The organism is Massilia sp. LXY-5 (assembly GCF_059801075.1).
The window spans coordinates 556,499-577,397 of record NZ_JBNNEH010000001.1; the positions used below are offsets into that span (position 1 = coordinate 556,499).

Sequence of the window (20,899 nt, forward strand, 5' to 3'; positions counted from 1 at the left end):
AAAATAAGAGGGGGATTGTACACTGCGGCGGGGGGCAGTGGCGAAAGCCGGTGGCTGTTCACATGGGCGACCGCGTGGGCACAAGTGCCCACCCTACGGTGCACTGCCGTCGTAGGGTGGGCTCTTGAGCCCACGCGGTACACCGGTTCCGAAATCGAGATGCGCTTATTTAATCCCGCGCCACCCGATATCGCGCCGGAACTGGGCGCCATCGAAGTGGATCTTTTCGACGCCCTCATACGCCTGCTTCTGCGCCATCTTGACGCTGTCGCCCAGGCCGACGACGCACAGCACGCGCCCGCCATTGGTCTGCAGGGTGCCGCCGACGATCTGGGTGCCGGCGTGGAAGGTCACGCATTCCGGCGTCTCCGCAGGGATGCCCTCGATGACGTCGCCCTTGCGCGGGCTGTCCGGATAGCCCGCGGCGGCCATCACCACGCCGACTGCCGTGCGGCGGTCCCATTCGAGTTCGACGGCGTCGAGGGTGCCGTTGCAGGCGTGTTCCAGCACAGTCAGGTAGTCGCTTTTCAGGCGCGCCATGATCGGCTGGGTTTCCGGGTCGCCCATGCGGCAGTTGAATTCCAGCGTACGCGGATTGCCCTCGGCATCGATCATCAGGCCGGCGTACAGGAAGCCGGTGAACACGATGCCGTCCTTGGCCATGCCCTGGATGGTCGGGTTGATGATCTCGCGCATCACGCGCGCATGCATCGCCGGAGTCACGATCGGTGCCGGGGAATAGGCGCCCATGCCGCCCGTGTTCGGGCCTTCGTCGTGGTCCTTGAGGCGCTTGTGGTCTTGCGAGGTCGCCATCGGCAGGATGTGCTTGCCGTCGCACATGACGATGAAGCTCGCCTCCTCGCCGGCCAGGAATTCCTCGATCACGATGCGCGCGCCGGCGTCGCCGAAGGCGTTATCGGACAGCATGTGGTCGACCGCAGCGTGTGCTTCCTCGAGCGACATCGCGACCACCACACCCTTGCCGGCCGCCAGGCCGTCGGCCTTGATGACGATCGGCGCGCCGTTGGCGTCGATGTAGGCATGGGCCTGCGCCGCATCCGTAAAAGTCTGGTACTTCGCGGTCGGGATGCCGTGGCGCTGCATGAAGGCCTTGGCGAAGTCCTTCGAGCTTTCCAGTTGCGCCGCTTCGCGCGTCGGCCCGAAAATCTTCAGGCCGCGGGCGCGGAACAGGTTGACGATGCCGGCCGCCAGCGGCCCTTCCGGACCGACCAGGGTGAAGGCAATGTGTTCGGCGACGACGAAATCGGCCAGCGCGGCCGGGTCCGTGATCTCGACGTTCACCAGGCGTGGATCGACCGCGGTGCCGCCATTGCCCGGTGCGACATACACCATCTGGACGCGTTCGGATTGGGCCAGTTTCCAGGCCAGGGCATGTTCACGGCCACCAGAGCCGACTACCAGGATCTTCATAGGGTGCTCGCGCTTAATATTACTGATTCGTCAGCTTATTGCTCGTCGATGACGGCATTGGTATAGATTTCCTGCACGTCGTCCAGGTTTTCCAGCGCGTCGAGCAGCTTTTGCATCTTGATCGCGTCCTCGCCGGTGAACTCCGTTTCGGTGGCGGGCTTCATGATGACTTCGGCCACTTCGGCCTTGAAACCGGCCTTTTCCAGCGCATCCTTGACGTTCGAGAAGGCGAACGGATCGCACAGCACTTCGAAGCCGCCTTCCTCGTCCTGCACCACGTCTTCGGCGCCGGCTTCCAGCGCCGCTTCCATCAGCTTGTCCTCGTCCACGCCCGGCGCGAACAGGAACTGGCCGGTGTGCTTGAACATGAAGGCCACCGAACCCTCGGTGCCCATATTGCCGCCAAATTTGCTGAAGGCATGGCGCACTTCGGCCACGGTCCGCACGCGGTTGTCGGTCATGCAGTCGACGATGATCGCCGCGCCGCCGATGCCGTAGCCCTCGTAGCGGATTTCTTCGTAGTTCACGCCTTCCAGGCTGCCCGAGCCGCGCTGGATCGCGCGCGTGACGTTATCCTTCGGCATGTTGGCGTCGGCCGCCTTGTCGACCGCCAGGCGCAGGCGCGGGTTGGCGTCGATGTCGCCGCCGCCCATGCGTGCGGCGACCGTGATTTCCTTGATCAGTCGGGTCCAGATCTTGCCGCGCTTGGCGTCAGTCGCGGCTTTCTTGTGCTTGATATTGGCCCATTTGCTGTGTCCAGCCATGTCGAGAATTCCTTAGACGGTATGCAAGAATGGCCGACATTCTAGCATGCGCCCCGTCCGCCAAAGCCCCTGGAGCGCCTGACAAAATGCCCATGGCTGCGTTGCACCGTCTTGCCGGACAGTTGTACTGTCTTCGATGGTGCGCCTTGCCCTGAGCACGCTCGCCTAGCGGGCGTCGGTTTGGTTTGTCAGGCGCTCTCGCATTATGGAAACAACAACAGCGTTCCCCACGCAACAAGCGCCAGGCCGCTGACACAGGCAGCCACCGGACCTCCCGGCAACAGCTTTTCGCTCAGGACCAGCCCGGCGAGGGCGAGCAGGGCTCCGAGGTGGGTGACGCCGGCCGCGAACAGCAGCAGCACCAGCAGCCAGCAGCAGCCGACGCAGTGCAGGCCGTGGATGGCGCCCATGCGCAGGGCGCCGGGCCAGCCCGGCCGCCAGCCCGTCACCACAAAGGAGAGCGGCGCCCGGCAGTGCTGCAGGCAGGCGTGCTTGGCGGGCGTCCACTGATAGACCCCGGCCGCGACCAGGACCAGGCCGCCGGCGCTCGGGTTGGCGAAGGCCATGCCGGTATCGAGGGCGCCGGCGTCGTGCAGCACCCATTGCGCGAGCGTGGCAAGGGCGCCGAAGCAGCTCCACACGGCCAGGTAGCCAAGGACGAAGAAGAAGGTCCCGACATGCGGGAAGCGAGCCAACTGCGGCACCGGCTGTGCCACCGAGTGCGCCACCCGGGTGATGTGGGCGAACAGCAGGATGACCGGGGTGGCCGCCGGCAAGGTGATCGCCGAGAGCATCGCGCCCCAGGTCGCCAGCACCAGTACCAGTTCGGGCGCACGGTAGGGCGGCGGCAGGGCGCTCAGTGCCCTGCCCGGCAGGGACGGGTTGAGCAGGGTGTCCGCCAGCGCTGCATCGAAGGCCGCGATGCGCAGGGCACGAAACACCAGGCAGGCCCAGCAGATAGCCACCAGCATCGCCAGGCAGGCGATGACGAGCGGCCGCTCGCGGCCGGGCTGGGAATCGATGCGGATCAGGGCGCTCATCGGGATGCTCCCGGGCCGGCCTGCCCGCTCGGTGGCCGCGTTGGCGGCCATGGATGGCCTGGCGGCCCTTGCCTGCTCCGGTACGGCATTGTCCCTCCTCATCGATCATGACTGTCGAGGTTGGACTACGAACGAGCCCTTGCGTTCCGGGGTGCTGCCGAGCTCGATTCTGTGCTTGGTCGTACAATCGTCGGATGACCCAGCCTGAACCCGTCACGACTGCAACCTCCATACCACGCCCTGCCTTTGTCGCAGGCCTGGCGATCGCCATCGGTGGCGCTGTTTTGTTTTCCACGAAAGCCGTGGTCGCCAAACTGCTGTACCGATACCACATCGATGCGGTGACATTGATCGCCTTCAGAATGCTGTTCTCGCTTCCGGTGTTTGCCGGCGTCGCGCTGTGGAAGATGCGCACCGAAGCGCCGCTCAGCCCGGCGGACCGCTGGCGCCTCGTCGGGCTCGGCCTGGTCGGCTACTACCTGTCGAGCTACCTCGATTTCCTCGGCCTGCAATTCATTTCGGTCGGACTCGAACGGCTGATCCTGTTCCTGACGCCGACCTTCGTGCTGGTGATCACCGCCACTTTTTTCAAACGCCGGATCGGCGCGGCCGAGTGGGGCGCGCTCGGGCTCTCGTATTGCGGCATCGTGCTGGTCTTCCTGCACGATCTCTCCGGCGGGCAGGCCGGGAATACGGCCCTGGGTGCGCTGTTCGTGCTCGGCTCGGCCGTGTGCTACGCGCTCTACCTGCTGGGAACGGGCGAGATGGTGCGCCGCATCGGTTCGCTGCGCCTGGTGGCGTATGCGATGTGCGTCTCGAGCGTCGCCTGCCTGGCGCAATTTTTTATCCTGCGCCCGGTCGAACTGCTGGTGCAGCCGCTGCCGGTGTATGGCCTCTCGCTCGTGAACGGGGTTTTCTGTACTATCCTCCCGGTGTTCATGACCATGGCCGCGGTCGGGCGCATCGGTGCCGCCACCGCTTCCCAGGCCGGCATGATCGGCCCGGTGTCGACCCTGTTCCTGGGCTTTCTCGTGCTGGGCGAGCCCGTCACCACGGTGCAGCTGGCCGGCACCGGGCTGGTGCTTGCAGGCATCGCGCTGCTCTCGCTGAAAAAATAGGAAAGAGACGGACAACAAATGAAACCACGCATCGCGCTCATCGCCCACGACAAGAAGAAGGACGACATGATCACGCTCGCCGGGCAATACCGGGACTTCCTGTCCGGCTGCACGCTGACCGCCACCGGCACCACCGGCTCGCGCCTGATCAACGAACTCGGCCTCGTGGTCGACTGCAAGCATTCCGGTCCGTTCGGGGGCGACCTGCAGATCGGCGCCCAGCTCGTCACCGGCGACATCGATTGCGTGATTTTCCTGCGCGACCCGATGACCCCGCAACCGCACGAACCCGATATCAACGCCCTGGTGCGCGCCTGCGACGTCCACAACATCGCCTGCGCGACCAACGTATCCACGGCCCATCTGGTGCTGGACGGGCTGATCCTCACTACCAACAAGGAGAAACAGGCATGATGGCCAAGGCAATCCGCATGACCCGCACCGGCGGGCCGGAAGTACTGGAATACGTCGACGTCGAGGTAGGGGAGCCCGGGCCGGGCGAGGCGCGCGTGCGCCAGCATGCGATCGGCCTGAATTTTATCGACGTCTATTTCCGCACCGGCCTGTACCCGATGCCGCTGCCCTCGGGGCTGGGCCAGGAAGGCGCCGGCGTGGTCGAGGCCGTCGGGGAGGGCGTCACCCACGTGCAGCCGGGCGACCGCGTCGCCTATGCCGGCCGGCCGAACGGCGCCTACAGCGAGCTGCGCATCATGCAGGCCGACATCCTCGTCAAACTGCCGGACGCGATCGATTTCGAGACCGGGGCGGCCATGATGCTGCAGGGCCTGACGGTCCAGTACCTGTTCAACGGCACGTGGCAGTTGAAACCCGGCCAGACCATCCTGTTCCATGCGGCGGCCGGCGGCGTCGGCCTGATCGCCTGCCAGTGGGCGCGTGCGCTCGGCGTGAACCTGATCGGCACGGTCGGGTCCAGGGAAAAGGCGGAGCTGGCGAAGGCGGCGGGCGCGGCCCACGTCATCAATTACAACGACGAGGACATCGTGGCGCGCGTGCTGGACATCACGAACGGGGAGAAAGTGCCGGTCGTCTACGATTCCGTCGGCAAGGACACGTTTACCCGTTCGCTCGACTGCCTGCAGCCGCGCGGGCTGATGGTCAGCTTCGGTAATTCGTCGGGCGCGGTGCCGCCGTTCTCGCTGGGCGAGTTGGCCTCGCGTGGTTCGCTCTACATCACGCGGCCTTCGCTGGCGGCCTATGTGGCCACCCGTCCCGAGCTCGAGGCACGCGCGGCCGACCTGTTCGGCATGGTCCAAAGCGGCAAAGTGAAAATCGACATCCGCCAGCGCTTTCCGCTGGCCGACGCCGCCCAGGCCCACATCGCGCTCGAAGCACGCCGCACGACCGGCTCGACCATCCTGCTGCCATGAGGGAGTTCAGCGACGATAACGAGCCGCAGGAGCCGGACACGGTCGGCGCGCCGAAGTTCGGGCGCTTGCTGATCGTGCTGGTGCTGGCAGTCCTGCTGATCGTGGCGATCACGTTTGCTTCCGAGGCGTATTTTTCGTAAGGACAATAAAAAACCGGGGCGCTGGCCCCGGGTTTTTATTGATGCCGGCTTCACTGCCGGCTGCGCATCACCCCTCCTTGCGCTGCACTTCCACCAACCGCGACGCGCCGTTCGGCCCCGGGAAACCCGTGAACGCGCTTTGCACCAGGGCCGGCATCACGACCGGGGTCGACAGCTCGCGGCTCACGTTGTGCACGGTGACGTCGAACAGGCGCTTGTCGCCCTTGTCCTTGATCGACACCTGCAGTTCGCGCCGGTACTGGTGCTCGATCGACACCTCATAGGCCGGGAATGGGCTCCAGAACGGATCGTAGAACGGGTGGTACCAGCCGGCAAAGCGGCCGCGCGGGCCGAAGCGCGGGCTATAGCGCGGACCGAAGCGGTAGTACGAGTAGTCGTAAAACATCGGCATCGCCGGCTGGACCACACGCACCGGTACGTCAGTGGTCGTAAACCGCATCGCCACTTTCAGCGCTGCCGCGCCGGCATTCGCCTCGCGGAAACCAAGCTGGGCCAATTGCCCGCGCACCAGGTTCTGGTAGCTCTGGTATTCGAGCGTATTGTCGAAGCTCGGCGGTGCGTCGAAGACATAGCTCTTGTCCTCGATCTGGGCCGGCCACTGGTGGAAGGTCGTGACGTCGGAGCGGATGGTGGTGGCACACCCGCCAAGCAGCAGCGCCGTGAGCGCGACTGTGACTGCGAACAAGCGTTTCATGCGATTCATCTCCAAATATTTGTACGGACTTTGCCCAGCGTCAGATTGCGCCTTTTCCGTAATTCTCTCAGATAAATTTACACACGGTTACGAACGCCACATGAGGACACATTTGAAGACACATTTCGCTCCCGGGAAATCGCGCGAACCCGGTGGACCCTTGTTGGTAAAATAAGAGCTTCTTCGACTGTATTTTTCGGACATCCCATGCGCACCGACACGCCCCAGACGATTTACCGGAAAGACTACACCCCGCCCAGCTACCTCGTGGACACCGTCGAACTCGGCTTCGACCTCGAACCCGCGCGCACCATCGTCGCCAACCGGATGACGATGCGGCGCAACCCCGACAGTGCCCAGCGCGAAATCGAGCTCTACGGCGAGAACCTGGAGCTGGTGGCGCTGCGCATGAACGGCAACACCCTGAGCGACAAGGATTACCGCATCGAAGGCAGCCTGCTGACGATTCCGGATACCCCCGAGGAAGTCACGCTCGAGATCGAGACGATCTGCGTGCCGGAACAGAACACGACCCTGAGCGGCCTGTACACCTCGAACGGCAGTTTCTATACGCAATGCGAGGCCGAGGGCTTCCGCGCGATCACTTATTTCCCGGACCGCCCGGACGTGATGGCCGTGTTCACCGTGATGCTGCGCGCCGACAAGGAAAAATACCCGGTGCTGCTGTCGAACGGTAACCTGGTCGAAGAAGGAGAACTGGGCGACGGCCGCCACTATGCCAAGTGGGAAGACCCCTTCAGGAAACCGTCTTACCTGTTCGCGCTCGTTGCCGCGCGCCTAGTCTGCCAGGAAGAAACCTTCCGCCTGAAAGACGGCCGCGACGCCCTGCTGCAGGTCTGGGTGGAGGAGGGCAACCTCGACAAGACCGATTACGCGATGCAGTCGCTCAAGAACAGCATCCGCTGGGACGAGGAACGCTGGAACTTGGAACTCGACCTGGACCGCTTCATGATCGTTGCCGTCGGCGACTTCAACATGGGCGCGATGGAAAACAAGGGTTTAAATATCTTCAACACGAAATTCGTGCTGGCCAATCCGCGCGTTGCCACCGATATCGATTTTCAGGGCATCGAAGCGGTCGTCGGCCACGAATACTTCCACAACTGGACCGGCAACCGCGTCACCTGCCGCGACTGGTTCCAGCTGTCGCTGAAGGAAGGCCTGACGGTGTTCCGCGACCAGGAATTCTCGGCCGACATGATCGGCACCGAGAGCGGCCGGGCAGTAGGACGCATCGACCAGGTCCGCACCTTGCGCCAGGCCCAGTTCCCGGAAGATGCCGGCCCGATGGCCCACCCGGTGCGTCCCGACTCCTTCGTCGAGATCAACAATTTCTATACGGTGACCGTGTATGAGAAGGGCGCCGAAGTCGTGCGCATGTACCAGACCCTGCTGGGCCGCGAAGGTTTCAGGAAGGGCATGGACCTGTATTTCGAGCGCCATGACGGCCAGGCCGTCACCTGCGACGATTTCCGCCGCGCCATGGCCGATGCGAGCGGCCGCGATTTGAGCCTGTTCGAGCGCTGGTACAGCCAGGCCGGCACGCCCGTCGTACGCGCCGAGACCCGCTACGACGAGGTCGACAAGACCTACACGATCACCATGTTCCAGTCCTGCCCGCCAACCCCGGGCCAGACCAGCAAATTCCCCTTCCACATCCCGATCGCCGTCGGCTTGCTGGGTGCGGACGGGCGCGACATGCCTTTGATCATCGGCGGCAAGGATGCCGGCACCACGACGGTCCTGGAATTGACCGAAGCCGAGCAGAGCTTCGTCTTCGAAAACGTGCAGGAACAGCCGACGCCATCGATCCTGCGCGATTTTTCGGCGCCGATCATTCTCGACTTTAATTATGGCGACGCCGACTTGCTGCACCTGTTCAGCCACGACAGCGATGCCGTGAACCGCTGGGAAGCCGGCCAGCGCCTGGCGATGGGCCGTCTATTGAAACTGACGGGCGAAGCCGGCGTCGGCGCGCCCCTGATGCTGGACGACACCTTCCTGCTGGCGCTGGGCAAGATGCTGAGCGACGAGGCGCTCGATCCCGCCTTCCGCGAACAGGCCTTGCTGCTGCCGTCGGAAGGCATGGTGGCCGAGCAGATCGAGGTCGTCAATCCGATGTCGATCCACCTGGCGCGCCAGTTCATGCGCGCGAATATCGGCGCCCGCCTGCGCACGGAGTTGCTGGCGCAATACCAGGCCAACCAGACGCCGGGCGAATACAGCCCGGATGCCCTGTCCGCCGGCAAACGCGCCCTGAAAAACCTGTGCCTGGCGTATTTGACCGCGGCCCAGGACGAGGAGGGTCTGCAACTGGCCCAGCAGCAATTCGACGAGGCCGGCAACATGACCGACCGCGTCGCCGCCCTGAGCGCGCTGATCCATGCACGGGCACCAGGCGCGGAAGCGGCCTTGCAGCGTTTCTACGACGAATTCGAGGACGAAGCACTCGTCATCGACAAATGGTTCATGCTGCAAGCGTCGGCGGCGACCACCGACGTGGGCGCTGTCCGCAGCCTGATGCGCCACCCGGCCTTCAACCTGCGCAACCCGAACCGCGCGCGCAGCCTGATTTCCAGCTTCTGCGCCGGCAACCCGGTCCAGTTCCACGCACCGGACGGCAGCGGCTACGCCTTCTGGGCCGAGCAGGTGATCACGCTCGACGCCCTGAACCCGCAAGTGGCGAGCCGCCTGGCACGCGCCATGGACCGCTGGCGCCGCTACACGCCGGAGTTGCAGGAACACATGAAGAAGGCGCTGCAGCAGGTCGCCGGACAGCAGCGTCTTTCCAATGACGTGCGCGAAGTCGTCGGCAAAGCGCTCGCCAACTAAAACGATTCAATCCAAGCAAAGGAAGTTCATGAAACGCGTCAGTCTCACGCAACACCTGGTGGAGCAGCAACGCCTCCACAATTCCATCCCGGCCGAGCTGCGCCTCCTGATCGAGGTCGTGGCCCGCGCCTGCAAGCGCATCAGCTATGAAGTCAGCAAGGGCGCGCTGGGCGACATCCTCGGCAGCGCCGACACCGAGAACATCCAGGGCGAAGTGCAGAAAAAACTCGACGTGATCTCGAACGAGATCCTGCTCGAGGCCAACGAGTGGGGCGGCCACCTCGCGGCGATGGCATCGGAAGAGATGGAAAGCATCCACCCGATCCCGAACCGCTACCCGAAGGGCGAGTACATGCTCCTCTTCGATCCGCTCGACGGCTCGTCGAACATCGACGTCAACGTCTCGATCGGCACCATCTTCTCGGTGCTGAAAGCCCCGGAAGGCATGGGCGAACCGACCGAAGAAGCCTTCCTGCAGCCCGGCTCGGCACAGGTTGCCGCCGGCTACGCGGTCTACGGTCCGCAAACGATGCTGGTGTTGACCACGGGGCAGGGCGTGCACTGCTTCACGCTCGACCGCGAACAAGGCTCCTGGGTGCTCACCCAGAGCAACATCCAGATCCCCGCGGCGACCAAAGAGTTCGCCATCAACATGTCGAACAAGCGCCACTGGCAGCCGCCGGTCCAGCGCTACATCGACGAAATGCTGGCGGGTAAAACCGGTCCACGCGGCAAGGATTTCAACATGCGCTGGATCGCTTCGATGGTGGCCGACGTGCACCGCATCCTGAACCGCGGCGGCGTCTTCATGTATCCGGCCGACATGCGCGATCCGTCCCAGCCGGGCAAGCTGCGCCTGATGTACGAAGCCAACCCGATGGCGATGATCGTCGAGCAGGCCGGCGGCGCCGCCACGGACGGCAGCGGGCGCATCATGGACATTCAGCCGCACAAGCTGCACCAGCGCGTTCCGGTCTTCCTGGGTTCGAAGGAAGAAGTCGAGCTGGTGACCCGCTACCACGCCGAGTAAGTGAATTATTGGCAAATCCGGCGAGAAATTGCAGAGTCGGACTAGCAAGTTTGACGTGTTGTTTGCTAGAATACGGCTCTTCGTCGGGTTTGCCCGCGTAGAGCCGCTGTAGCTCAGTCGGTAGAGCAGCGCATTCGTAATGCGAAGGTCACCAGTTCGATTCCGGTCAGCGGCACCAAGAATAAGTTAGTCAGATCAAGGGGTTACATGCTTTTGCGTGTAACCCTTTTTTCTTTGATTTAGCCATTTCTTCTTCGTGTAACCGCTGTGTAACCCGGCCGGCTATATACCGTTGTTTGCTGAGCAGGAACTTCGCGGCCTGTATCTGACCTGACATTGCGGCGTTATCATAGCCGCCATGACTAGTTACACATCTCCTTCCGTCCACGTTTGCCCAGGGTGCGACGCTTTCTATTTGCGACAACGCCTGCGCAGCGCCAACTTTTTCGGCGCGCGGGATTGGTCCGATGGGGTGCCGACCATGGGGTGGCAACAGGAACCGCTTGTCCGCTGTGGCGCCTGTGCGGCGCTGTTCTGGCTGGATGATGTCGAGGCTGTCGGCATCATGCCGGAGCCACCAATGCCCATCGGTCGAATGACGCGAGCGTGGTTACGTTGGTTTGGTGACCCGGAAGGAAGACTTCAGGAGCACGAGGACTGGGCAGGGACGATGAAGTCGTGGGGGCGTGCGCAGTATATCGGCAGCGTCAATTTCGACGACGTGGTCCACGTGCTGTCGCGATCGAAGGGAGTCAGCAGCAGCCGAATCCTGTGGCTGAGAAAGCGTATCTGGTGGGATCTAAACGACCGCTACCGCGTGCGTGTCGACGGCTCGCCTTATCCCGACGTACCCGTTTGGCCAGCGGCAGCAGAGCGCAACAACATGGAAGCGATCCTAGGTATGCTGCAGGATGGCGAGACACATCCAAGGAACATGATTCAGCAAGGGGAGCTGCTGCGCCTGCTGGGTCGTTTTGACGAAGCTATAGCCATTCTCAAAGCCGTGCCGCCAGACGGCCACAGCGAGGTAAGGGCGGCGAAGATCGAACGGCTGGCGCTCAGCGGCGACAGGCAAGTGCGGATGTTGAGTCCCCCGACATGGTGAGTTTTATTCCTGCTGGCGAAAATCGGCCGAGGCCGAAGCTGAAGAGGGGGCGTGGTATCGAGGTGCGACTGCATCATACGAGCAGGACTTAATGTTCGGCCAACTCGACTGCTTTCGTGTGAAGCGCCTGCCGATGGGCTTCCGACATATCTGCATAGGCGAGGATGATTTCCGCCAGCCTGTCATCGCTGCAAAAGAAATACGCCGCAGGTACACCCAATACCTTGGCCAATGACTCCGTGAAGCTCAGGGGCGGCTCATGCACGCCGCTCTCGTAGCGGCTGATGCGGGCACTACTCGATGATTCTTCCAAGCCAGCCAAAACACCAAGGCGGTCCTGCGGCAAGCCCGCACGTTCCCGTGCTAGACGAAGTCGTCGTCCAACGGTTGAGCTGCTAGAGGAGGTGCGGCTGCCATGCATCCTCCGATAATCGTAGATCGCCTTGGAATATTCTCTACGAAAAACGTAGAATGGCCGCTTTCTCGTTTTTCGACGGACGAAAGGACACGCCGTGCGTACATACTTTGAAACTCTTCTGCATCGCAAACAGGGTGCATACGGCCCGCTGTGGCTTTTCGAGTTGGATTCGGGCGCTTGGGCGATCGTCTGGGAGGAGTGCCTTGATGACGAAGAGACCTGTCGTTTGGTCTTGTCAGAGGATCAGAACTGGTTCAATCGAGAGTGGCACAAGGACGGCCGGCGCCCAAACCCAACGTACGAGACGCCTTGCCAAGCGCTGGCGGAAATCATCAGGTCGCTGCAAGCCATGAAAGAGGTCTTTGACAAAAATGATGTGAAGCGAAGTCATTATTCGGCTTACGTTGCGCTGGCTGAGTATCATTTGCACACGCTGCAAGTCGAAGAACGTTCGCCTCCGCTTCGTGCGGACGAGCTGCCGATCCCTGACTTAGAAACCCCATTCCAGCCCCTAGAAGCCCCACGGTTGGGCGAGGGAGCTGAGCCCTCGCCTGAACCGGAGAAAACGTCTTTTGCGCCCGCTCAGCAGGCCGCAGAGGCCAAGAAGCCTTGGGAGCTGTTCACGTCCGCGCCGACCGCGATTCTGTTCAAGCCCGACGCCAGCCTGCACGCGAAGATGGCGTGGATCTGCGATAACGTTCCTAAAATGTCCCGCTTGCGCATCCTGCGGGAGGGGGGCGAATTGCTGTGCAGCCAGCTCATCGAGAAGCACTATCGGTTGTGAAGGCACCTATGCTGCAGGCTCGGAACGGACTCCATTCCAAGAATAACGTCACGACTTGTTCTTCTTGGCGCAGTCGAACTTGCCGAGTATCTTTCGAATCCAGTAGAAGCTGTCCAGACGCGGCCAGAGTAGCTACCGATGCCTGACCTCCCACCTGTTGGCCATCCAGTGTACGAAAGAAACCGCAACGTGGCCGGTAGAGGCCATATTACATCCAGGCATTGATATAATCGCCGAGCGCGGCGGTCGAAATTTGCTCATCAGACGGCGCATGACCATTTAGGAGGAACATTGGCAGTCGATCTTCAAGACCTTTCTCGACGCCTGTTTGCCACGGCGAATCAACTCTGGACCAATACCGAACTAAGGCCGGATCAGTATGCCCAGCCGGTATTGGCGCTGATTGCTCTGCGGCAGATGGAGGCAAGGTTTGATGTCGTCGATGCCGAGCTTCCCCGCGGCGGGCGGCTCGGTAACCCTACACCACCTGATTACCACGCAAAGGGCGCAATCTTCCTGCCGCCACATGCACGCTTCTCCTATCTGCTCGCTCTGCCGGAAACAGAGAACTTGGCCGAGGCGCTAAACGAGGCGATGAAGGCTATTGCCGAGCACAATTCCGATCTCGCCGGTGTGCTGCCGCAGGGCTACGGCTCTCTGCCTAATTCGGTGCTGCGCGAACTGCTGCGGCTGCTGCAACCGCTCTCGATTTCAGGCGACGCCTATGGCCTAATCTTTGAATATTTCATGGGCGAGTTCGCCTCCGCGTTCATGCAGAAGGGTGGGGAGTATTTCACACCTTCCAGCATAGTGAAGCTGATCGTCGAGGTCATTGAGCCATTCCATGGCCGCATCCTCGATCCAGCCTGCGGCTCCGGCGGCATGTTCGTCCATTCTGCCGAATTCGTGAAGCGACACAATGAGAATCCGGCGCGTGCCATCAGTGTGTACGGCGTTGAAAAGATGGCCGATACGCAAAAGCTGTGCCGGCTCAACCTCGCAGTTCACGGGCTTTCCGGTGATATCCGCGTCGCCAGTAGCTATTACGAAGACCCGCACCGGATGGTTGGCAAGTTCGATTTCGTGATGGCCAACCCGCCGTTTAACCAGAAAGAGGTGGATATCGCCCGCTTGCTAAACGAGGCCGGGGATGTGGACGCGCGCTTTTCACTTGGTATGCCCAGTGTCAACAACGCTAACTACCTGTGGATCGGTCTATTCAATGCTGCGCTTAACGATCAAGGTCGCGCCGGCTTTGTCATGGCCAATTCTGCCTCGGACGCGAGCGGCTCCGAGCGGGAGATGCGGCGCAAGTTGATTGAGAGCGGGGCAGTCGATGTGATCGTCTCCACTTCGCCCAACATGTTCTTCACCGTTACGTTACCAGTTACGTTGTGGTTCCTCGACAAGGGCAAGAGGGAAAGTGCTCGCGAGGATCAAGTGCTGTTTATCGATGCGCGCCATATTTTTCGGCAGATTGCCCGCGCGCATCGTGATTTCACCTCAGACCAGATAGAGTTCCTGGGCAATATTGTTCGCCTGTGGCGCGGCGAAGCTGTGGAACTGGCGGCGGGCAGCAGCACGGCAATGGTCGCGCATTTCGGCGATGAAGGCTACAAAGACATTCCCGGTCTGTGCAAAGTCGCCTCCCGCGCCGAGATTGCCGCGCAGGGTTGGAGCCTGAGCCCAGGGCGTTACGTGGGCGTTGCGCCGGGCGAGCAGCCTGACGACGAGGATTTCCGCGAGCGGCTCGAGACTTTACAAGAGGAATTGGAAGGGTTGAACGCGGAGGCGGCGCGCTTGCAGGAGGTGATCGCGGTAAATGTCGCGGAGGTGCTGACGTGAGTGAATGGTCGACGGTGCGCTTTGGCGACCTGTTCCAAATCAAACATGGCTTTGCGTTTAAAAGCGAGCACTTCTCCGATGAGCACGGTCCTGTCGTCCTAACACCAGGAAATTTTGAAGCAAGAGGCGGACTTAAGCTGCGGCCGGGGAAAGACCGCTCCTATGTTGGTCAGTTCCCAGAGGCTTTTAAGCTCAACGCCGGTGAATTGCTCGTCGTAATGACTGACCTCACCCAGGAGGCAGCAATCCTAGGTGCACCGGCATTCGTTTCATCCGATATCGCATGCCTTCATAATCAACGTCTTGGCAAGATCGTTGATTTGAAAGCTGATCGCCTCGACCTACGGTTTCTTTACTATCTCTGCAACACGCATGAATACCGTGAATACCTCAGGTCCACCGCGACAGGGTCGACAGTCAGACACACATCGCCGGGACGCATTTGCGATTTCGCCGTCGGCCTACCTCCCATTGAAACGCAGCGTCGAATAGCAGGGATTTTGGGAGCGTATGACGATCTAATCGAAGTTAACCAGCGACGGATCGCGGTGCTAAAACAGATGGCGCAGGCGCTGTTTACCGAATGGTTTACCTACCTCCGCTTCCCCGGCTATGAGGACGCGGTTATCGAAGACACGCCTAAAGGCCGCCTACCTGCGGGGTGGGTGATTGCAACGTTGGGTGAACTATGCGCCGGTAAGTCTGGTATCCAAACGGGCCCCTTTGGAAGCCAACTCCATCAAGAGGATTATGCGGATGAAGGTGTGCCTGTTGTGATGCCCAAGAATATCATTGATCTACGGGTTGAAACTGATGGGATCGCCCGCATCCCTCCAGCAATTGCAAATAGCCTTGGACGTCATCTTATGGTTGAAGGAGATGTGGTGTATGGTCGGCGCGGCGACATCGGGCGGCGCGCGCTTATTTCCAAGGCGGAAGCCGGATTTTTTTGCGGTACGGGCTGTTTGCGGCTCCGTCCAGACAAGAACAAAGCTTTGCCACATTACCTGTTCATGGCACTTGGAGCGCCAGAAACGGAGGGGGCAATTAAAGCGCGAGCGACAGGGGCCACAATGCCTAATTTAAACGTAGGCGTGATGAAGGATGTGCCTGTACTCACCCCGCCCATCTTAATGCAGCGGAAATTTGACGCGATCATCGGACCGATTCAAGAAAAAGTCACCAACTTGGTTAGCGCAAGTGCGAGGCTCGCTGCTGCTCGCGACCTACTTCTCCCGCGCCTAGTTTCCGGCAAGCTTTCTGTCAGCCAAGCCGAGCGGGAACTGGAGGCAGCTTAAGATGGCACTGCCTCCGCTCTCCAATGAGTTTTCTGAAGACGGCGCTGTAGAGCAGCCGGCGCTCGCACTACTGCAGCAGTTGGGCTGGCAGCATTTCAACTTGATGGAGGAAAAGCCGGGGCCGGGTAATCCTACTGGTCGCACCGGCTTTCATCAGGCCTGGCTTCCCACGCGGCTGCGTGCGGCGCTAGCCAAGCTCAACCCCGGCCTGCCTGCGGAGGCTCTCAAGCAGGCCGAGGAAGTATTGACACAGGATCGCTCCGCGCTGTCGCCCATTGCCGCCAATCGCGAGCTGTACCACCTATTGCGCGCTGGCGTTCCTATCGAGGTCAAGCATCTGGAGGACGGCAAAAGCGAAACCGTCACCATCCGTGTGATCGACTGGTGCGATGTGGCGGCGAATGATTTCCTCATCGCAAGCCAAGTCTGGATCGCGGGCCTACTGCACAAGCGCCGCCCGGACACCATCGGATTCGTTAATGGCTTGCCGCTGCTGCTGGCTGAGTGGAAGGCCATCTCTAAGCCGGTGTTCAACGCTTATGACGAAAACCTTCGCGACTATCGCGACACTATCCCGCAATTATTTCCCTTTAACGGTTTCGTGATCCTCTCGAACGGCCATGAATCGTTGATGGGCGGCTCACATACCGATTTCGACTTCTTCGCGCCATGGAAACGCCTTGATGAGGACGGCCCGGAAGACCCGAGTCTTGAGACGATGCTGCGAGCCACCTGCGAGCCGAGGCGCTTTCTCGACCTGCTCGAAAACTTCCTGCTATTTGATGAAGCCAAAGGCGGGTTGCGCAAGGTGGTAGGCAAATACCATCAGGTGTTGGGCGTAAACCGCGCGATGGCGGCGGTAAAGCATGTCGACCAGAACAAAGGCCGCTTAGGCGTATTTTGGCACACGCAGGGATCGGGTAAGTCTCTCTCCATGGTGATGTTTGCCGAAAAGGTGTTACGGCGCCTGGGGGGTAATTACACGTTCGTGATCGTAACCGACCGCACCGAGCTGGACGACCAGATCTCCAAGCAATTTGCCTCAGTCGGAGCGCTCACCAAAGATACGCAGCAGGTGCAAGCGAACAGCCGGGTGCACCTGCGCCAATTACTGGCAGGCAATGAGCGCTACGTCTTCACGTTGATTCAGAAATTCTCGACCGCTGATCGGGAGCTGATGCCGGCGCTCTCCGAACGTTCAGACATTATCGTTATTACGGATGAGGCGCACCGCAGCCAGTATGACCAACTCGCCGCCAATATGCGTGCAGCGCTGCCCAACGCCGCGTTCATTGGCTTTACTGGTACGCCGCTGATTCAGGGCGAGGAAAGCCGCACGCGTGAGGTATTCGGCGATTATGTCTCGGTCTACGATTTCGCTCAGTCCGTCCGTGATGGTGCAACGGTACCGCTCTACTATGAATCGCGCAAACCGGAGCTTCAGCTCAACGCTGACGAGCTGAAAGAAGAACTCGACGAACTGCTCGATGAGGTGGAGTTGACCGAGGAGCAGGAGACCAAGCTCCAACGGGAGTTCGGCCGGCAATATACACTTGTTACCAACCCCGACCGGCTTGATAAGGTGGCCGATGACGTAGCGCTGCACTTTGCCATGCGTGGATATCGGGGCAAGGCAATGTTTGTTGCCATCGACAAGGCGACAGCGGTTTCCATGCATGACCGCGTCAAGGCGTCGGTCGCCCGGCTGATCGCGGACGACGAGAAGGCGCTCAAGATTGCGCATGAGGCGGAAGGCGCGGCTATTGCCGAGCGACTCTTATGGTTGCGTGAGCTTGATATGGGGGTGGTTGTCAGCCAGAGCCAGAACGAGATCGGCGACCTCAAGAAAAAGGGTCTCGATATCCTCCCTCACCGCGAGCGGATGCAGAAAGAAAACCTGGAGGAGAAGTTCAAGGATAAGAATGACCCGCTGCGGCTCGTCTTCGTCTGCGCGATGTGGATCACTGGCTTCGACGTGCCCAGCATCGGTACCGTCTATCTTGATAAGCCGATGAAGAACCACACGCTGATGCAAACCATCGCGCGCGCCAACCGCAACGCGCCGGGCAAGACCAGCGGTGTCATCGTCGATTACGTAGGCGTGTTCAACAATCTGCAAAAGGCGCTTGCGATTTACGCGGGAAGCGCAGGCGGCGCGAACAAAGACGAAACGCCAATTAAGGATAAGCAAGCCTTGGTGGCAGCGTTGGAGGAGGCACTGAGGCGGGCGCATAGCTTCACGCAGCCGCTAGGGGTCAACACCGATTCAATCATGGCGGCCGATGCGCTCAAGCGATTGGGCCTTATCGCCAAGGCCGTAGACGTGCTAATCGCGCCGGATGAGCGGCGAAGAGAGTTTGGCCAACTTGCCGGAATGGTGACCAAGGCATACAAGGCTTTGTTGCCCGATGAGCGGGCTGCACCCTACCTCAAACCGGTGGCTGTGTTCCATATGCTGGCGGATGCGGTGAGGGCTAAGCTGGGGCCGACAGACATATCGGCTATCCAAGCGAAAATAGCCGAACTCTTGGACGAGAAATTGGAAGGCGTCGCGATCCTGACGCCTATCGTTGAAGGTGCAGGCGCTGACGGGCGCGTCGATCTCTCGGGCATCGACTTCGACAAGCTGGCTGAGCTGTTCGAGACAAGTCCCAAGGTTGCTGCCGAACGCGCCCGGGAACACGCTGAGGGCAAGGCAAAGAAGATGGCTGAGGCTAATCCCACGCGTATCGATTTGGTCGGCAAGCTAGAAAAGCTTGTTGCCGAATACAACGCCGGATCTATCGACGCGAAAAAATTCTTCGAAGCGCTGAAGGAGTTCGTCGCCGGTCTCTCTGAGGAGGAGGAGCGCGCTTCCCGCGAAGGGCTAACGGAAGAGGAACTGGCGATCTTCGACCTGCTTACCACACCAGAGCCGACGCTGACAACGGCCGAGGAGACGGACGTAAAACGCGTAGCGCGGGCACTGTTAGGGAAGCTCCACGAGCTAGTGGACAACGTGGACTGGTTGCGCGGCCAGGAAATGCGAGGTGCGGTGTGGTCGGAAATTCGCCAGCGGCTAAACGAATTGCCGCAAGAACCCTATCCGGACGCCCTGTGGAACTCAAAAGTCAGTCAGATGTGGGATTTTGTAACGCGGCGCTATGCCGGCGGTGACCCGCGTACTCATTAAGGCAGACCGACGGAACGACCACTTCGCACGCGTGGCAGCAAAAAGGGCCCGTGGATCGTTGCCATCAGTCCGCCAGTTTCCGGAAGTGCTCCATGCTGGCATTGTCAGTGCTGATAATGCTTGGCACACGGGATGACATGCTGCTCGCTAGACCTCCGGCCTGTCTGAATATAGTCACGGCCTCCCGATCTGTCGGCGCTGGAGCCATGCATCGATGAGGAGAGGCGGATAACGCTGGGCTTTGATCGCTCTACTGGCTGACGACGAAAAAAATCGAAGGATGCAAGTTGAAAAATTATTACTTTGTTCTGGGAGTAATGCCGACCGCGGCGCAAGTGGTTATCCGCGCCGCTTACCGGGCGCTGTGCCAGATATATCACCCGGACAAGTACGAGGGTGACAAGCAGTATGGCGAAGTGTTGCTCATGGAATTCAACGAAGCTTGGTCCGTCTTGTCTGACCCAGAGCAGCGTCGTGAATACGACAAGCGCCTCGCAGAGGGGACGAACTCTCTTGACGAATCGTCAGGCGCAACGGACTCGACTCCATTTAAAGCTGTCCTGCTCGACGTTTTCCCCGACCTGGAAACGGTTGCTGACTATTATCCCGACATTTGGGAGATCGTCGCCGCGTTGCAGGCGGTCTCCAGGCAGCTGGCGGGAGGCTATGTCGCCGCTTTGTTAGAGACGAAAGCGTTCAAAGACAGGCTCGCCTTGGCGGACGTTCTCAGAGATCAATTCTTCCAATCCTATTTCGGCAAAAATGCCGAGATCCTGCGGTTTGCCGAACTACTCGTGCAGCACAGGGAGAAGGATGCCCTGAAAGAATTAAACCGGGCCGTCAATCTTTTTGGGACGGGCATCGAACCGGAAAACGTCATCAACCGAATCGACCAGAAATACAAAATACGGATGAAAATCGGCGAGCGCAACGCTGAGGAAATGAAGAAAAAGAAAGAACAATTAGCGGCCGATCTCGCCCGCCAGGCTGAACAGAAGGACGTCGCACGAAAACGCGCCCTGTGTGAGGCTACGACAGCGGCCCTGCAGCGCCTCGATAGGGCGGGCGGGCAAGCCGCACCATACTCGCCTGGCGAATGGATTGAACTGACCAAGCCGCTGCGTGAGCTACTAAACATGTCGCTGCGCTTCGATAAGTCTGGCGGCGGCTTCCTCAGTTCATTCAGCGACGTGGCAGTGTTCGCAAACGACGCCGCCCATTGGCGTGTGCCATACAAAAGCGGTCCACTGTCTGAATGGATTGCCCAAACTCTGGTGCCAATGGCAAAGCGTGCTCTTGCTTGCGAATAACCATCCTCCTAGTTGGGACGAGCTGCGTCGAGGCGGCCACCCGCGGTATCAGGCACTAAGGCTCGCGCGCCGCTCCACTTTTTCTTGGACCCATTTGACGCGGCTGCCGACAGTGTAAACTCTGCGCACCGGGGCCAGGTATTTATTCGCCATGCCCGCGCCGCTCGCCAGCGTGTTCGCCCGGCCCGGATGACGTTGTCTGCGGCGGTCGTTTTCGGCAAGCCAGCAGGGGCACGCCGAGTACCTCGCAGAGTACCCACCTACGAGCCGCGCAAAAAAATTTTTGAAGTTTCTATACGCTGAAAATTTTTGAGGGCCGCACCTATGAAGACACGGAAGCCCAGGGGTGACTTCGGCCTCCCCCCGGGGGGACCTCGCATGAAAGCGAGTCAAGCGCGCCCGGAAACGCTACCATATCTTCATGACTAGGCTATCCCCACCTTCACTATACCGCTGTCCCGCATGCGCTGGATTCTTTACTCTCTCGG

General features: G+C 60.6%; 17 protein-coding genes and 1 tRNA gene. 13 read left to right on the forward strand and 5 right to left on the reverse strand.

What is annotated here, in order from left to right; genetic code table 11:
• Positions 1 to 165 precede the first annotated feature (165 nt).
• From purD to ACI48I_RS02495, 3 genes are all read right to left on the reverse strand, one after another.
• Positions 166 to 1,431 (reverse strand): phosphoribosylamine--glycine ligase, encoded by a 1,266-nt coding sequence (purD, locus tag ACI48I_RS02485; protein WP_193688494.1) that lies wholly within the window; start codon positions 1,429 to 1,431, stop codon positions 166 to 168.
• Between the two features lie 35 nt (positions 1,432 to 1,466).
• The gene (locus tag ACI48I_RS02490; RefSeq protein WP_193688495.1) at positions 1,467 to 2,195 is read right to left on the reverse strand and encodes a YebC/PmpR family DNA-binding transcriptional regulator; all 729 of its coding nucleotides are present in this window, start codon (positions 2,193 to 2,195) and stop codon (positions 1,467 to 1,469) included.
• Positions 2,196 to 2,398: 203 nt separating this feature from the next.
• Positions 2,399 to 3,286, reverse strand: a complete 888-nt coding sequence (locus ACI48I_RS02495) for a DUF2182 domain-containing protein (RefSeq protein ID WP_193688496.1) — start codon at positions 3,284 to 3,286, stop codon at positions 2,399 to 2,401.
• Positions 3,287 to 3,429: 143 nt separating this feature from the next.
• Here ACI48I_RS02495 and ACI48I_RS02500 point away from each other — a divergent pair, with 143 nt between their 5' ends.
• From ACI48I_RS02500 to ACI48I_RS02515, 4 genes are read left to right on the forward strand one after another with little or no spacing between them, the layout of a single operon-like run.
• The gene (locus tag ACI48I_RS02500; protein WP_193688497.1) at positions 3,430 to 4,353 is read left to right on the forward strand and encodes a DMT family transporter; all 924 of its coding nucleotides are present in this window, start codon (positions 3,430 to 3,432) and stop codon (positions 4,351 to 4,353) included.
• 18 nt (positions 4,354 to 4,371) lie between these two features.
• The gene (locus ACI48I_RS02505; protein WP_193688498.1) at positions 4,372 to 4,767 is read left to right on the forward strand and encodes a methylglyoxal synthase; all 396 of its coding nucleotides are present in this window, start codon (positions 4,372 to 4,374) and stop codon (positions 4,765 to 4,767) included.
• Positions 4,767 to 5,741, forward strand: coding sequence for a quinone oxidoreductase family protein (locus tag ACI48I_RS02510; RefSeq protein ID WP_498573341.1), 975 nt, complete (start codon positions 4,767 to 4,769; stop codon positions 5,739 to 5,741). The genes ACI48I_RS02505 and ACI48I_RS02510 overlap by 1 nt, the downstream gene beginning before the upstream one ends.
• Complete coding sequence (locus tag ACI48I_RS02515) at positions 5,738 to 5,881, forward strand: hypothetical protein (RefSeq protein WP_193688499.1); 144 nt, start codon at positions 5,738 to 5,740, stop codon at positions 5,879 to 5,881. Before ACI48I_RS02510 ends, ACI48I_RS02515 begins: the two co-directional genes overlap by 4 nt.
• Positions 5,882 to 5,948: 67 nt before the next feature.
• On the opposite strand, the gene ACI48I_RS02520 is transcribed toward ACI48I_RS02515, so the two are convergent.
• Positions 5,949 to 6,596 (reverse strand): DUF4136 domain-containing protein, encoded by a 648-nt coding sequence (locus tag ACI48I_RS02520; RefSeq protein WP_498573234.1) that lies wholly within the window; start codon positions 6,594 to 6,596, stop codon positions 5,949 to 5,951.
• 207 nt (positions 6,597 to 6,803) lie between these two features.
• Between ACI48I_RS02520 and pepN the strand changes: the two genes are divergently transcribed.
• The 4 genes from pepN (at position 6,804) to ACI48I_RS02540 (ending at position 11,584) form a co-directional block, all read left to right on the forward strand.
• Positions 6,804 to 9,449 (forward strand): aminopeptidase N, encoded by a 2,646-nt coding sequence (pepN, locus tag ACI48I_RS02525; RefSeq protein ID WP_498573235.1) that lies wholly within the window; start codon positions 6,804 to 6,806, stop codon positions 9,447 to 9,449.
• Positions 9,450 to 9,477: 28 nt separating this feature from the next.
• A complete protein-coding gene (locus ACI48I_RS02530; RefSeq protein WP_498573236.1) occupies positions 9,478 to 10,479 on the forward strand; it encodes a class 1 fructose-bisphosphatase in 1,002 nt (333 codons plus the stop codon).
• A 102-nt stretch (positions 10,480 to 10,581) separates the two neighbouring features.
• A tRNA-Thr gene (locus ACI48I_RS02535) sits at positions 10,582 to 10,657 on the forward strand.
• 237 nt (positions 10,658 to 10,894) lie between these two features.
• Complete coding sequence (locus tag ACI48I_RS02540) at positions 10,895 to 11,584, forward strand: hypothetical protein (RefSeq protein ID WP_498573237.1); 690 nt, start codon at positions 10,895 to 10,897, stop codon at positions 11,582 to 11,584.
• An 88-nt stretch (positions 11,585 to 11,672) separates the two neighbouring features.
• On the opposite strand, the gene ACI48I_RS02545 is transcribed toward ACI48I_RS02540, so the two are convergent.
• Positions 11,673 to 12,005, reverse strand: coding sequence for a helix-turn-helix domain-containing protein (locus tag ACI48I_RS02545; protein ID WP_498573238.1), 333 nt, complete (start codon positions 12,003 to 12,005; stop codon positions 11,673 to 11,675).
• A gap of 91 nt (positions 12,006 to 12,096) precedes the next feature.
• Here ACI48I_RS02545 and ACI48I_RS02550 point away from each other — a divergent pair, with 91 nt between their 5' ends.
• The 5 genes from ACI48I_RS02550 (at position 12,097) to ACI48I_RS02570 (ending at position 20,411) form a co-directional block, all read left to right on the forward strand.
• The gene (locus ACI48I_RS02550; protein ID WP_498573239.1) at positions 12,097 to 12,786 is read left to right on the forward strand and encodes a hypothetical protein; all 690 of its coding nucleotides are present in this window, start codon (positions 12,097 to 12,099) and stop codon (positions 12,784 to 12,786) included.
• A 291-nt stretch (positions 12,787 to 13,077) separates the two neighbouring features.
• On the forward strand, positions 13,078 to 14,631 hold the full coding sequence (locus ACI48I_RS02555; protein ID WP_498573240.1) for a type I restriction-modification system subunit M: 1,554 nt from the start codon (positions 13,078 to 13,080) through the stop codon (positions 14,629 to 14,631).
• Positions 14,628 to 15,929 carry a restriction endonuclease subunit S gene (locus ACI48I_RS02560; protein ID WP_498573241.1) on the forward strand — a complete coding sequence of 434 codons (1,302 nt, stop codon included), beginning with the start codon at positions 14,628 to 14,630 and terminating at the stop codon, positions 15,927 to 15,929. Before ACI48I_RS02555 ends, ACI48I_RS02560 begins: the two co-directional genes overlap by 4 nt.
• A gap of 1 nt (position 15,930) precedes the next feature.
• On the forward strand, positions 15,931 to 19,101 hold the full coding sequence (locus tag ACI48I_RS02565) for a type I restriction endonuclease subunit R (RefSeq protein ID WP_498573242.1): 3,171 nt from the start codon (positions 15,931 to 15,933) through the stop codon (positions 19,099 to 19,101).
• 287 nt (positions 19,102 to 19,388) lie between these two features.
• On the forward strand, positions 19,389 to 20,411 hold the full coding sequence (locus ACI48I_RS02570) for a J domain-containing protein (protein ID WP_498573243.1): 1,023 nt from the start codon (positions 19,389 to 19,391) through the stop codon (positions 20,409 to 20,411).
• The last annotated feature ends 488 nt before the right edge of the window (positions 20,412 to 20,899 follow it).